Origin of the sequence: Nocardioides sp. T2.26MG-1 (genome assembly GCF_950101795.1) — a bacterium.
Classification (GTDB): Bacteria; Actinomycetota; Actinomycetes; order Propionibacteriales; family Nocardioidaceae; genus Nocardioides.
Genome location: NZ_CATNLZ010000035.1, coordinates 16,612 through 29,952 on the forward strand (window position 1 = coordinate 16,612; position 13,341 = coordinate 29,952).

At 73.8% G+C, this 13,341-nt stretch carries 14 protein-coding genes; 7 read left to right on the plus strand and 7 right to left on the minus strand.

From position 1 onward, the window contains the following. The first annotated feature begins 69 nt into the window (after positions 1 to 69). The 6 genes from QQZ14_RS21980 to purE all read left to right on the plus strand — a co-directional run bounded on the left by QQZ14_RS21980 (position 70) and on the right by purE (position 4,556). Positions 70 to 888, plus strand: coding sequence for a biotin--[acetyl-CoA-carboxylase] ligase (locus QQZ14_RS21980; RefSeq protein WP_284536563.1), 819 nt, complete (start codon positions 70 to 72; stop codon positions 886 to 888). Between the two features lie 12 nt (positions 889 to 900). Then, positions 901 to 1,404: a PH domain-containing protein gene (locus QQZ14_RS21985; protein ID WP_284536565.1), complete on the plus strand. Its 504-nt coding sequence runs from the start codon at positions 901 to 903 to the stop codon at positions 1,402 to 1,404. After that, a complete protein-coding gene (locus tag QQZ14_RS21990; protein ID WP_284536567.1) occupies positions 1,388 to 2,380 on the plus strand; it encodes an adenylate/guanylate cyclase domain-containing protein in 993 nt (330 codons plus the stop codon). The genes QQZ14_RS21985 and QQZ14_RS21990 overlap by 17 nt, the downstream gene beginning before the upstream one ends. Before the next feature lie 99 nt (positions 2,381 to 2,479). Further along, on the plus strand, positions 2,480 to 2,791 hold the full coding sequence (locus QQZ14_RS21995) for a winged helix-turn-helix domain-containing protein (protein ID WP_284536568.1): 312 nt from the start codon (positions 2,480 to 2,482) through the stop codon (positions 2,789 to 2,791). Between the two features lie 23 nt (positions 2,792 to 2,814). Beyond that, positions 2,815 to 4,044 carry a 5-(carboxyamino)imidazole ribonucleotide synthase gene (locus tag QQZ14_RS22000; RefSeq protein ID WP_284536569.1) on the plus strand — a complete coding sequence of 410 codons (1,230 nt, stop codon included), beginning with the start codon at positions 2,815 to 2,817 and terminating at the stop codon, positions 4,042 to 4,044. Continuing rightward, positions 4,044 to 4,556, plus strand: a complete 513-nt coding sequence (gene purE, locus QQZ14_RS22005) for a 5-(carboxyamino)imidazole ribonucleotide mutase (RefSeq protein WP_284536570.1) — start codon at positions 4,044 to 4,046, stop codon at positions 4,554 to 4,556. Before QQZ14_RS22000 ends, purE begins: the two co-directional genes overlap by 1 nt. Positions 4,557 to 4,617: 61 nt before the next feature. Here purE and QQZ14_RS22010 read toward each other — a convergent pair whose 3' ends face one another. The 7 genes from QQZ14_RS22010 to QQZ14_RS22040 all read right to left on the minus strand — a co-directional run bounded on the left by QQZ14_RS22010 (position 4,618) and on the right by QQZ14_RS22040 (position 12,415). Further along, positions 4,618 to 7,164: an ATP-binding protein gene (locus QQZ14_RS22010; RefSeq protein ID WP_284536571.1), complete on the minus strand. Its 2,547-nt coding sequence runs from the start codon at positions 7,162 to 7,164 to the stop codon at positions 4,618 to 4,620. A 60-nt stretch (positions 7,165 to 7,224) separates the two neighbouring features. Then, positions 7,225 to 7,971 carry a response regulator gene (locus QQZ14_RS22015; RefSeq protein ID WP_284536572.1) on the minus strand — a complete coding sequence of 249 codons (747 nt, stop codon included), beginning with the start codon at positions 7,969 to 7,971 and terminating at the stop codon, positions 7,225 to 7,227. Next, on the minus strand, positions 7,947 to 9,173 hold the full coding sequence (locus QQZ14_RS22020) for a sensor histidine kinase (protein ID WP_284536573.1): 1,227 nt from the start codon (positions 9,171 to 9,173) through the stop codon (positions 7,947 to 7,949). The genes QQZ14_RS22015 and QQZ14_RS22020 overlap by 25 nt, the downstream gene beginning before the upstream one ends. Before the next feature lie 59 nt (positions 9,174 to 9,232). After that, on the minus strand, positions 9,233 to 10,171 hold the full coding sequence (locus QQZ14_RS22025; protein ID WP_284536574.1) for a D-alanine--D-alanine ligase family protein: 939 nt from the start codon (positions 10,169 to 10,171) through the stop codon (positions 9,233 to 9,235). Next, positions 10,168 to 11,316, minus strand: coding sequence for an alanine racemase (gene alr, locus QQZ14_RS22030; protein WP_284536575.1), 1,149 nt, complete (start codon positions 11,314 to 11,316; stop codon positions 10,168 to 10,170). Before alr ends, QQZ14_RS22025 begins: the two co-directional genes overlap by 4 nt. After that, positions 11,313 to 11,936: a M15 family metallopeptidase gene (locus QQZ14_RS22035; RefSeq protein WP_284536576.1), complete on the minus strand. Its 624-nt coding sequence runs from the start codon at positions 11,934 to 11,936 to the stop codon at positions 11,313 to 11,315. The genes alr and QQZ14_RS22035 overlap by 4 nt, the downstream gene beginning before the upstream one ends. A 113-nt stretch (positions 11,937 to 12,049) precedes the next feature. Further along, positions 12,050 to 12,415, minus strand: coding sequence for a YrdB family protein (locus QQZ14_RS22040; protein WP_284536577.1), 366 nt, complete (start codon positions 12,413 to 12,415; stop codon positions 12,050 to 12,052). Positions 12,416 to 12,461: 46 nt separating this feature from the next. Between QQZ14_RS22040 and QQZ14_RS22045 the strand changes: the two genes are divergently transcribed. Continuing rightward, a complete protein-coding gene (locus QQZ14_RS22045) occupies positions 12,462 to 13,331 on the plus strand; it encodes an alpha/beta hydrolase (RefSeq protein ID WP_284536578.1) in 870 nt (289 codons plus the stop codon). Positions 13,332 to 13,341: the final 10 nt, after the last annotated feature.

Genomic DNA, 13,341 nt, shown 5'->3' on the forward strand with positions numbered 1-13,341 from the left:
TCTCCAGGGCTCCTCAGTGGCGGGTGGTTGGGACCGTGGGTCAATGTAGTGCCCGTGACCCCCGACTCGGTGAGACGCCCATCACTCGACCCAGCCCCGCTCGCGGAGCTCGCGCCCGATCTCGTCGTGGAGGTGCACGAGACCGCGACCTCCACCAACGCGGTCGCCGCCGAGCGCGCCCGGGAGGGCGCGGAGGAGGGCCTGGTCGTGGTCGCCGAGCACCAGACGGCGGGTCGCGGCCGCCTGGACCGCTCCTGGGAGACACCCGCGCGGTCCTCGTTGACCTTCTCGCTGCTGGTCCGCCCGACGGTGCCCGCGGCCGATTGGCCGTGGCTGCCGCTGCTCACCGGCTACACGGTCGCCAAGACCCTGCGCGCCGAGGGGTACGCCGCGGGCGTGAAGTGGCCCAACGACGTCCTGATCGGCGACCGCAAGTTGGTCGGCATCCTCGTCGAGCGGGTCGAGACCCCGGCCGGGCCGGCCGCGGTCCTCGGCGTCGGGCTGAACGTCACGCTCAACGAGGACGAGCTGCCCGTGCCCACCGCCACGTCGCTCGCGCTCGAGTCCGGGCAGGCGCCCGACCGCACCCACCTGCTGGTCGAGCTGCTCCGGTCGCTGCGCGAGGCGTACGACGCCTGGCAGGCGGGCGGCGAGGACGCCACCGGGCGGCTGCGCTCGTCGTACGCCGCGGCCTGCGTCACCGTGGGCCGCGACGTGCGGGTCGACCTGCCCGGAGGCCGGGTGCTCACCGGCCGCGCCACCGGCATCGACGACGCCGGCCGGCTCGTGGTGCGCTCCGAGGACGGTGAGAGCGTCGTGGTCGGCGCGGGTGACGTGATCCATGTGCGGGCCCATGTGCGCCCCGCCACTTCCGGGCCCGAAGAGTGACATGATCGGCGCGTGGCCATCTCCCGCAAGCTGCTGAACGAGGGTGAGACCGTTGTCGTCGACACCCGCACCCACGTCAAGGCGCTGATCCTCCCCCTGCTGGTCCTCGTCGTCCTGCTCGCCGCCGGCACGTTCGTCCAGGTCCAGTGGGACCAGACGCTCGCCTACGTCGTGTGGGCGGTCGTCGCGGTCGGCATCGTGTGGTTCGTGCTGCGGCCGGCGATCATCTGGGCGACCGCGAGCTACACGTTCACCAACCGCCGGCTGATCACCCGCAGCGGCGTGTTCGTGCGCCGCGGCCACGACATGCCGCTGGCGCGGATCAGCGACATCGCCTACGAGTTCGGGCTGATCGACCGGATGCTCGGCTGCGGCACGCTGATCATCTCCGACGCCAGCGAGCACGGGCAGATCCGGCTGCACGACATCCCGCGGGTCGAGGAGACCCAGCGCAAGGTCAACGCGATGCTCCAGAGCATCAACCACCCCACGGCGGGACATGACGACGGCACCTGACGGCCCCGGGCCCAGCTCTGAGGACCTGGAGCGGGCCATCCTCGGTGAGAACCCCGTCTTCAACGCCCAGGAGGTCGCGGCCCGCACCGGCGTGACGGTCGCGGAGGCGCGCCGGCTGTGGCGCGCCCTCGGCTTCCCCGAGCACGGCCTGGAGACCGCGTTCACCGACGCCGACGCCGACGCGCTCTCGACGCTGCTCGGCGTGGTCGCGTCCGGGGCCATCGACTTCGACATGGCGGTCAACCTCACCCGTGCCGTCGGGCAGACGATGGCCCGGCTCGCCGACTGGGAGGTCGCGACCCTCGTCCACCGGGTCGAGGAGCTCGAGGCCGGCGACGAGGCGACCGGCAGCCGGATCGGCTCCGCGATCCGCCTCATCGACGAGATCAACCTGCCCTTCGAGGAGCTGCTGGTCTACGTGTGGCGCCGCCACCTCGCCGCCGCCGTCGCGCGGGTCGAGGCGCTGCGCGCCAACGAGGAGGACCTCAACACCGTCCAGCTCACCGTCGGCTTCGCCGACATCGTCAGCTTCACCGCGCTCTCCAACCGGCTCAGCGAAGAGCGGATCGGCGACCTGGTCGAGCTCTTCGAGTCCCGGTGCAGCGACGTGGTCGCATCCCAGCGCGGCCGGGTGATCAAGAGCATCGGCGACTCGGTGCTGTTCGTGAACGACGACCCCGTCCGGGCCTACGACACGGCCGAGGGGATCATCAACGTGGTCGGGCGGGACTCCCGGATGCCCGACGTGCGGCTCGGCCTCGCCAGCGGCTCGGTCGTCATGCGGCTCGGCGACGTGTTCGGCCCGCCGGTCAACCTGGCCGCGCGGCTGACCGCGGTCGCCCGGCGCAACCGGATCATCATCGACTCCGCCACCGCGGAGCTCCTCCCGGCCGAGGAATTCGAGACCCGGACCCTGCCGGCCCGACCGGTGCGCGGCTTCGGCATCGTCGAGCCGGTGGCCGTCCGCCGCGCCTGAACGACCGCCCGTCGGGCCGTTCGCGCCGTCCACCGTCACCCGAAAGTAAAATTCCGCGATTAGCCCACCGGGGAGCCGGTGCGTTCCTACGGTGGGCAGATGATCGAGGTGCAGGACATCCGGCTCGATCCGGTCTCGCGGCGGACCTGGCGTGGGGACCAGGAGATCATGCTCTCCCGCAAGGAGTTCGACCTGGTGCACGCCCTGATGGAGCGCGCGGGGGACGTGGTCAGCCGGGACGACCTGATGCGCGAGGTCTGGCACACGACGTTCTGGACGTCCTCCAAGACCATCGACGTGCACCTGGGCTGGGTGCGCCGCAAGCTCGGCGACGACAGCCGGCACCCGCGCCTGATCACCACGATCCGCGGTGAGGGCCTGAGGTTCGAGACCGAGGACCACTCCCGCTGACAGCGGTCGTCTAGAGTTCCGGCGTGCCCAGCCCCGCTCCGACCCTCGCCGTGATCGGCGGCGGGCAGCTGGCCCGGATGATGGCCGCGCCCGCCAACGCGCTCGGCCTCCCGCTGCGCCTGCTCGCCGAGGGCGAGGGCGTCTCGGCCGCGCAGGTCATCCCCGACCACCTGGTCGGCGACTACCGCGACCTCGCCACCCTCCGCCAGGTCACCGACGGCTGCCCGGTGGTCACCTTCGACCACGAGCACGTCCCCACCGAGCACCTGCACGCGCTCGAGGAGCACGGCGTCGCGGTGCGGCCGGGCCCGCACGCGCTGGTGCACGCCCAGGACAAGGCGGTGATGCGCGAGCGGCTCGCCGAGCTCGACGTCCCGTGCCCGCGGAACGCCGTGGTCACGACCGTCGCCGACGTGGAGGCCTTCGGGTTCCCGTGCGTGCTGAAGACCTCCCGCGGCGGCTACGACGGCAAGGGCGTGTGGTTCGTGCGCTCCGCCGGCGACTGCGAGGAGCCGTTCCGGGCCGCGTCCGAGGCTGAGGTGCGCCTGCTCGCCGAGGAGCTGGTCGAGTTCCGCCGTGAGCTGTCCGCGCTCGTGGTGCGCGCGCCGAGCGGGCAGGCCGCGGCGTACCCGGTCGTCGCCTCCACCCAGGTCGACGGGATCTGCCGCGAGGTGATCGCCCCCGCTCCGGACCTGGACCCCGAGCTCGCCGGGCAGGCGCAGGAGATCGCGCTGCGCATCGCCGGTGCGCTCGACGTCACCGGCGTCCTCGCCGTGGAGCTGTTCGAGACCCGCGACGGGCGGGTGCTGGTCAACGAGCTCGCGATGCGCCCGCACAACACCGGCCACTGGACCCAGGACGGCGCGGTGACCTCGCAGTTCGAGAACCACCTGCGTGCGGTGATGGACCTGCCGCTGGGGTCGCCGGCGCCCCGGGCGCGCTGGACGGTGATGGTGAACATCCTCGGCAGCGACGACACCACGATCGGCCGGCTGTACGACGGCTACCCGCACGCGCTCGCCCGCGACCCGCTGCTGCGGGTGCACCTGTACGGCAAGGAGCTGCGCCCGGGCCGCAAGGTCGGCCACGTCAACGCCTACGGCGACGATCTCGACGACTGTCTCGAGCGCGCGCGGCACGCCGCCGCGTGGTTCCGCGGAGACCTCGGCAACGAGAGTGAGATACCCGGGGGCTCCGCCCCCGTGGACCCCCGACTGGGGGCTAGGCCCCCAGACCCCCGGAAGGACGGCTGATGAACCCTCAGGTCGGGATCGTGATGGGGTCGGACTCCGACTGGCCGGTGATGAAGGCGGCCGCGGAGGCGCTCGCGGAGTTCGACATCGCCTACGAGGCCGACGTCGTCTCGGCGCACCGGATGCCGGAGGAGATGCTGGCCTACGGGCGCGAGGCCGCGGGCCGCGGCCTCGCGGTGATCATCGCGGGCGCCGGGGGCGCCGCGCACCTGCCGGGCATGCTCGCCTCGGTGACCCCGCTGCCGGTGATCGGCGTACCGGTGCCGCTGAAGAACCTCGACGGTCTCGACTCGCTGCTCTCGATCGTGCAGATGCCTGCCGGCGTGCCGGTCGCGACCGTTGCTGTCGGCGGGGCGCGCAACGCCGGCCTGCTCGCCGTCCGCATCCTCGCCGCCGCCGACCCCGGGCTGCAGGAGCGGATGCGGGCGTTCCAGGCCGAGCTGCGTGCGACGGCCCAACAGAAGGGCGAGGCGGTCCGCAGCGACCGCCCCGGCCGGCGCCTCGGGTTCTAGCGGTCCTCCACCTGACCGTCGCCCCAGACCCGAGCACCGCCGAGCCGCAGCGTCGCGTCGGTCAGGAGGCCGTTCCTCCCGGGGGGTCCTCGAGTCGCTCGAGCACCCGGTCCTCGAGGCCGGTCGGGTCGACCCGGTCCTTGGTGATGAACTCGGTCCGGCCCAGCGTCAGCAGGGGACGGTCGGCCGGCTCCACCTCGGCTGCGCTGTAGACGATGAGGTCGACGGCGGCGGTGCGCGGATCGCGGCGCAGCTCGCTCACCACGGCGTACCCGCTGCCGCTCGAGGGCCCGAGATCGAGGTCGAGCAGGACCACCCGGGGGTGCACCTCGCGCGCCAGGCGGACGGCGTCGCCGGCCCCCACGGCGCGGACGACGGGCACGGCGTGCCCGGTCAGCAGGGTGGTGAGAACGTCGGCCACCTCGTCGTCGTCCGTGACGAGGAGCACGGTGCCCCGCCCGGCCCGACCGCCGGCGGGCCGGTGGCGCGATGTGGCGTGGTGGCCGGGACCCCTCCGGCTCGCCGCCGGGAGGGTGAACGTGACGGTCGTGCCGGAGCCCGGCGCGCTCTCGGCCCAGATCCGGCCGCCGTGGCCCTCCACGATCCCGCGGCAGATCGCCAGACCGAGACCGGTGCCGCCCTTCTGACGCGCGTCGGAGGAGTCGACCTGGTCGAACCGCTGGAAGACCGACTCCACCTGGTCCGCGGGGATGCCTCGTCCCTGGTCGCGGACCCGGAAGACGACCTGGCCGTCCTCGGCGGCCGCGTCGAGGACGACGGTCTGCCCCTCGGTGGAGAACGTGATCGCGTTGCTGAGCAGGTTGGTGAGCGTCTGCACGATGCGGTCGGCGTCGACCAGCACCCGGCCGGCGCTCGGCGCCACCCGGAGTCGGACTCCGGTCGAGAGGGCCTGGCCGGCCATCTCGGTCACCGCGCGGGACAGCAGCTCCTCGGCGGCGATCGACGCGATGTCCATCGGCTGATGGCCCGCCTCGATCCGCTCGAGGTCCAAGAAGTCGTTGATCAGGCGGGTCAGCCGTTCGCTGCTCTCCAGGGCGATCCTGGTCATCGAGCGGGCCCGGGGTGAGAGCTCGCCGAGCACGCCGCTCGCCAGCAGTCCCAGGGAGCCGCGGATCGAGGTGAGCGGGGTGCGCAGCTCGTGGCTGACCACGGAGATGAACTCGTTCTTCATCCGATCGACGTCGCGCCGCTCGGTGACGTCGCGGAACACGACCACGGCGCCGCGCACGACCTGGTCGTCGGGGGGACCCTCGAGCTGTGGGCTCGCGGTGATCTCGACCGGGAAGCTCGAGCCGTCACACCGGACGTACACGTCCTCCTCCGCGAACGTGTTGATACCGGAGCCGATGGCCTCGGCGATGTAGCAGCCCTCGTAGGGGTAGGCGAGGCCGTCCTCCGCAGGGGCGTGGAAGACGTCGTGCGCCGAGCGGCCGAGAAGGTCCTCCGCGGCGTACCCGAGAGCGTCCGCGCCGGACGGGTTGACGAACGTGATCAGGCCCGCGGCGTCCACGCCGTAGATGCCGTCGCCCACGGACGTGAGCAGCACCTCGGTCTGCCGGGCCAGCCGCCGCAGGTCGGCGGTCTGCTCGCTCACCCGCTGCTCCAGCCCGCGCCGCAGCGCGTTGTTGTCCCGGGTCAGCACGATCTGGCGGCCGGCGGCGGCGATCGCGACCAGCATCCACAGCACCGCGGTGGAGGGGCTCAGTCGCTCCTGGCTGCCGGAGACCACCTGGATGCCGGCGGCGACCAGCAGCACGAGGTAGACGAACGCGGTGTCGCGCACGTCGGTGGCGGTCCCCGAGCCGTGCGGGACATCGACCTCCGTGCTGGGGTACCACGCCGCGAGGGCGAGCAGTGCGTAGCCGACCATCCAGCCGAGGTCGAGCGGCGTCCCGAACTCGAAGTCCTCCTGCGCGACGAGCACCGCGAAGGGGAGGTCGGCGAGGGCGTAGGCGAGGAAGCCCAGCGCGAGCAGCGCCAGCGCCTGACGGTCCGAGCCGCGGGCCCGCAGGAGGAGCAGGATGCCGACCACGACCAGCACCACGTCGAGCACCGGGATCAGCAGCGTCGTGAGCTGGGAGGCGAGCCCGCCCCTGGTCTGCTCGAGCAGCTCGTCGTAGACCAGCGTGGAGGCGATGATCAGCACGGCGCCGCCGACCACCAGCCCGTCGAGGCTGATCACGACCAGGTCGACGCCGCGGCGGCGCACGCTCGGGAAACCGAGCACGCCGGCGATGCACAGGCCGAGAGCGGCGGTGATGGCGAGGTCGCTGAAGGCGCTCGGCGAGGTGACCGGGTCGGACCCGGTCGCGGTGGCCCACACGTTGCCGGTGATCGCGACCAGCGCGCCCGTCATGATCAGCAGCCAGGACCGTCGCCGCCGGCCGACGGTCTGCCGGGCGCGCAGCCAGCACGAGACCGCGAGGAAGGCCCCGCTGGCGACCAGGCCGAGCCCGCTCGTGAGCTCCCGCGCGTCCTGACCGACCAGTGCGGGCTGGAGCAGCGCGGCGAGCACGGCGAGCACCGCCACGATGAGCGGCAGCACGGCGAGGAACTGCCGTTGCTGCCGCTCGAGCGATTGCTGCATGTGGGCCCCGAGAGATTCGTCGAAACCGGGATCGGTCCCGACCCCGGCCCTCATTGTCGCCTAGGAGACGGCTCCCGGTTCGGTCCCCGGGTCCGCGGCCGGCCCGACCAGCCCGTGCTCGTGGGCGAACACCACGATCTGCACGCGGTCGCGCAGGCCGAGCTTGCGCAGGATCGCGCCCACGTGCGTCTTGACCGTCGACTCGCTGGCGAACACCTGGCCGGCGATCTCGGTGTTCGACAGGCCGTGGGCGACCGCGGCGAAGACCTCGCGCTCCTTGTCGGTCAGGCCCAGGTACGCCGGCGGCGTGGGCGTTCGGCTGCGGAACTGCCCGTCGAGCAGCGTCGAGAGGTCCTGGGGCGCGAGCACCGCGTTGCCGGCGTACACCGTGCGGATCGCGTCGGCCAGCATCACTGGGGTGGTGCCCTTGAGCAGGAAGCCGCTCGCGCCGTAGCGGATCGCGGTCGCGGCCCGGTCGTCGAGGTTGAAGGTCGTGAGCACGACCACGCGCACCGGCCGATCGCGTCGCGCGGCGCGGTCGGGCAGGAAGATCTGGCGGGTCGCCTCGACCCCGTCCATCTCCGGCATCCGGATGTCCATCAGCACCACGTCTGGCTCGAGCTCCTCGACGAGTGCCACGGCCTCCAGCCCGTCGGCCGCGGCACCGACGACCTCCATGCCGTCCTGGGCGTCGACGATCACCCGCACGCCCTCGCGGAACAGCTCCTGATCGTCGACGAGCAGCACCCGGATCGCGGGTGCCGACTCCGGCTCCGGTGCGGTCACCGGCTGCGCACCGGCAGCCACGCGGTGGCGGTGAACGTCGGCGGGTCGCTGCGTCGGCGTACGTCGAGACGGCCGCCGACCGACTCGAGCCGGCGCCGCATCCCCTCCAGGCCCTGCCCCCCCGTCGTGGGCACCGCCACCACGAGGGGCTGGGTCTCCTCGGTCCCCTGCTCGACCACGTTCTGCACCTCGATCCTCAGCTCTCCCTCCCAGTGTCGCTCCACCTGCACCGGCTCGCCGCGCCGCCCGTGCTTGAGTGCGTTGGTGAGCATCTCCTGCAGCACCCGGAACGCCACGGTGGCCAGCTCGGGCGGCAGCGGCTGCGGCGTCCCGAACTCGGTGGACCGCACCTCGTGGCCGCTGGCCCGCACCCCGGCGACCAGGCTGTCGAGGTCGGTGCTGCCGGTACGCGGTCCGGCGGCGCCGCTGGTGGAGGCCAGCACCTGCCGGATGTCGTCGAGGGAGCTGCGTGCCGTGGTCGCGATGTTGTCCATCGTCTGCTTGAGGACCTCGGTGTCGGCGTCCTTGCGGTACTGCGCGGACTCCGCCTGGGCGAGGATGACCGCGAGCGAGTGGCCGACGACGTCGTGCACGTCCCGGGCCAGCTTGGCCTGCTCGTCGCGGAGCCGGGCGATCTCCTCGGCCTGGTCGCGCTCGGCCTCGGCGACCACCTGGGACGCCCGGGACTGCTGGGCCCGGGTGGAGAACCGCAGCGCGAGACCGGCCAGCCAGGGCACCCCGAGCACCGACATGCCGAGCACCGCCGCGGTCACCTGCCACCGGTCGCTCCACCGGGCGGTCTGCTGGACCAGCGACTCGAACCCGGCCGTCGCGAGCGCGGAGTAGAACACGCTGGGGTCGATCCAGAGCACGGTGATCACGGCGGCCACCGGGATCGAGAACGCGCTCGCCACGACCGTCGCCGCGCTGCCCCAGCGGGCGGTGCCGAACGCGACGATGCCGATCGCCAGCTCGATCATCAGCAGCTGGGTGCCGGTCATCACCTGCAGCACGCAGATCGCCCACACCAGTCCGAGTGCCAGCGCGGGCAGCCAGCGGGCGAGCGCTGCGGCGGTGGCGATCCCGACGACGAGGAGCGCGAGCGCCGGGCGGGGGTCGTCGACGTAGTAGGGGTGGTCGACCCCGAGCACCTCGTACAGGCCGACGATCAGGACGGCCAGGCCGACCGCCGCGTCGGGCGCCCAGGTGCGCCAGCCGGTCATGCGTGCTCCCTGTGAGGTCGGTGGCTGTCGCGGCAAGCGAACCACACGGGCCGCGCTGCTCACCGGTGGGCGCCACGCACCAGCTCGTCGAGCAGGTCCGCGTAGGCGAGGCCCGCCGCCGCGAACATCCGCGGCACCTGCGAGTGCTCGGTCATGCCGGGCACGGTGTTGACCTCGTTGAGCACCGGGCCGTCCTCGGTGAGGAAGAAGTCGACCCGCGCGACCCCGGCGCAGCCGAGGGCGTCGTACGCCGCCACCGCGGCGTCGGCGAGCGCCTTCGCCTCGACGTCCGCGAGCTCGGCCGGGACCCGCAGGTCGGCGTGGCCGCCGTACTTGGCGTCGTAGTCGAACAGCCCGTCGCCCACGATCTCGAGGGCGGGCGAGGCGACGACGGTCCCGTCCGCGCGGCGGAGCACGGCGACGTCGATCTCCCGTCCGGCCACGACGTCCTCGACGAGCGCGCGGTCGTCGAGCGCTAGTGCCGCCTCGAGGGCGCTGCGCAGGTGGCCGGGCTCGCGGACCAGGCTCACGCCCCGGCTGGAGCCCGCGGCCACCGGCTTGACCACCACGGGGTGGGACCAGACCTCCTCGGCGGCGGTCGCCGTGGTGACCAGGCGACCGGGCGCGGTCGCGATGCCGAGCGCCGCGGCGACCAGCTTGGTGGCCCACTTGTCCATCGCGAGCGCGCCCGCGCCGACCCCGGACCCGACGTAGGGGAGGCCGGCGAGCTCGCACAATGCGGCGAGTGCGCCGTCCTCCCCGCGGGGACCGTGCACCATCGGGAACACCACGTCGCAGGTGGCCAGCAGCCGGGCGGCGCCGGACAGGCCGACCGGCAGCCCCTCGTCGTCGCGCCAGGTGCCGTCGGGACCGATCGTGAGCGCGATCACCTCGTAGGCGCGGGCGTCCAGCCCGGCCGCCACCGACGCGGCGGAGGCCAGGGACACCTCGTGCTCGCAGTTCCGGCCGCCGCCGATCACCGCGACCCTGGTCCTCACGACAGGCTCCGCAGGTGCGTCGGCCGGCGCACGGTCCGCGAGACCCGGGCGCCGATGCCGGTGACGATCTCGTGCTCGATGGTGCCGGCCCACGCCGCCCACTCCGCGACGGTGGGCTCGCCGGCGTCACCCGGGCCGAAGACCGTCACGGTCTCCCCGAGGTCGACCGCGCGCTCGCCGAGGTCGACGACGGCCTGGTCCATCGAGATCCGGCCGACGACCGGCCGGCGGCGGCCGCGGACCAGCACCTCCGCGCGGCCCGCGGTGATGCGGGGCAGCCCGTCGGCGTAGCCCAGGGGCACCAGCCCGAGGTGCGTCGCCGCGGGCGTCCGGTAGGCATGGCCGTACCCGACCGGCGTGCCGGCGCGGACGCGGCGTACCTGCACGACGGGGGCGGTGAGCGTCATCGCCGGCCGCAGCCGGGTCGTCTGCGAGGGGTCGATGCCGACCAGACCGGCCCCCACCCGGCTCATCGTGTGGTGGCTGCGCGGGTCGGTCAGGGTCGCCGAGGTGGCCGCGAGGTGCCGGTGCGCGGGCCGGAGCCCGGCCGCGCGCGCGGTTTCGAGCGCCCACGCGAAGCGGGTCCGCGCGAGCGCGTTGCAGTCGTCGGCCGGGTCGTCGGCGCAGCCGAGGTGGCCCATCACCCCGACCACCTCGACCTCGCCGCGCTGCTCGGCCCGGCGCGCGGACCGGCACAGCTGGGCCCAGGTGTCCGGAGCCGCACCGTCGCGGGCCATGCCGGCGTCGACGTGGAGGTGCACCCGCGCACGGCGGCCGGCGGAGGTGACGGCCGCCAGGTGCGCCAGGCTCGGTACGGCGACGTCGACGCCCTCGCGGACGGCCCGGGCGAAGTCCGCGTCCACCGGGTTGAGCCAACTGAGCAGCGGCGCGTCCAGCCCGGTCGCACGGAGAGCGAACGCCTCCTCGAGGCTGGTGACGCCGAGCCAGGTGGCGCCGTTCGCGAGCGCCGTCCGTGCCACGTCGGCGGCGCCGTGGCCGAACCCGTCGGCCTTGACCACGGCCATCAGCTCCCCGGTCGCCCGGCCGGTCAGCAGCCGGGTGTTGTGGGCGATCGCCGCGAGGTCGACGTCGAGCCGTGCGCCGGAGCCGGTGCCGGGGCGGGCGGCGGCGGCCAGGCCGGTCATGCCGCGACCTCCGCGGCCAGCGGGCCGTAGAGCGCGTGCCCGCTGCCGGTCATCAGGGCCCAGTAGCGGTCGCCGAAGGTCCAGTGCCACCACTCGGTCGGATAGTTGACGAGCCCCTGCGCGGTCAGCACGCCGGCGAGCAGGTCGCGGTGCGCGCGGGCATCGGCGCCGATCCCATCGGCCGCGAAGTAGCAGCGCCCGTCGCTCTCCTCCGGCGTCGCGTCGATCGCCGTGCCGAGGTCCAGCTGGTCACCGCAGACGTCGACCAGCGTCAGGTCGACGGCCGCCCCCGCCACGTGCGGCGCCACGTCCACCGGGCTGACGAAGCGGCTGGTCAGCACCTCCAGCTCGGCGGCGTCGGCGTGCGGGTGGTGGGCACGCACCTCGGCGGCGTACGACGCGATGATCGCGCGCTGCACGTCCAGCGGGCGGTAGCCCTCGATCACCCGCAGCCGGATGCCCCGCGGCAGGGCCGCGTCCGCCGCCCGGAGCCGGTCGGCGAGGCTCGAGCGCACCAGCGCACCGAAGGGGGAGAGGTCGCCCTCGAGGAGGACCAGCGGCTCGCCGGTCTCCGCGACCGGCACGGCACGGACCCGCGGGTCCGACAGCAGGATCGTCATGGTGTCGACGCTAGGAAGTCCTGGGGTCCCCTCGCCTCCACCTCAGGTGCCGGGGTGCTGGCCCCTGGTACCGCGCTCGGTGGTCGTTCGGTGGAGCGGCAGCACCGAGCCGATCAGCCGTTGCCACGATCCGCGGTGAGCGCGCGCACCCCGGGCAGCATCGCGAGCCCGTTCACGACGACCGAGAACACCAGCAGCGCCACCGCCCAGGCGTGGTGGTCGAGGTCCCACAGGGCGAGGCAGGCGAGCCCGAACACCAGCACCTTGGCGACCGGCCGGACGACGGTGCCGCCGTACGGCGCCTTCGGTGAGGCGAACCAGTACCACGTCGAGGCGGCGGCCACCGGCAGCAGCCACACCAGCACCCAGCCGGGGACGCCGAGCACCGAGGACTCCCACCCCCAGACGCCGAACGCCGCGACCGCGGCGATCTCGTCGACGAACACCAGGAACAGCACCAGCCAGCCGAAGACCACCATGCGGTGATCATCCCGCGCCGAGCGGGCGCGTCAGTAGGGTGCCGCCATGCTCTATCCCGAGACCCTGCGCGCCGTCGAGGCAGCAGCCGGGGAGACGCCGGTCTGGGCCGACGGGTTCGACATCGCCGCGTCCCGCGCCCAGGCCCGGGAGGCGGCCGCGGCGGAGCCCCGCGAGGACGTCGCCGAGGTCGCCGACGTCGACGCCGACGGCGTCCCGGCGCGGCTCTACCGGCCGGAGCGGGCGGCGGCCGGGGTGGTGCTGCACCTGCACGGCGGCGGGTTCGTCTTCAACGACGTCGACGTGCACGACCCGGGCGCCCGCAGGCTGGCGAACCGCAGCGGCCTCAGCGTGCTCAGCGTCGACTACCGCCGTCCGCCGGAGCACCGGTTCCCGGCGGCGCCGGACGACGTCTCGACGGCGTCTGCGTGGGCGCAGCGACACCTGGGCGGACCGCTGTTCGCGCACGGCGACAGCGCCGGCGGCAACCTCGCGCTGGTCGCGGCGCTGCGCCACCCCGGGAGGTTCGCCGCGATCGCGCTGCTCTACCCGTTCCTCGACCCGACCGCCGGCTTCGAGTCCTACCGGACCGCGGCCGACGGGTTCGACGGGCGGGAGGCGGCGTGGTACTGGCAGCAGTACGCCGCGTCCCCGGCCGACCTCACGCACCCCGACCTCGCGCCGCTCCTCTCGGGCCGGCTCGGCACGCTCCCGCCGACCCTCGTGGTCACCTGCGAGCACGACCCGCTGCGCGACGAGGGGGAGGAGCTGGCCCGGCGGCTCGCGGTCGCCGGGGTCGAGGTGACCGCCACCCGCTACCTCGGCCAGGTCCACGGGTTCTGGCGCCACCACGCCGTGTTCACCGCCTCCGAGCCGCTGCTTCGGCAGGTGGCGGGCTTCCTCCGCCAGCACGACTGACAGGATGGGC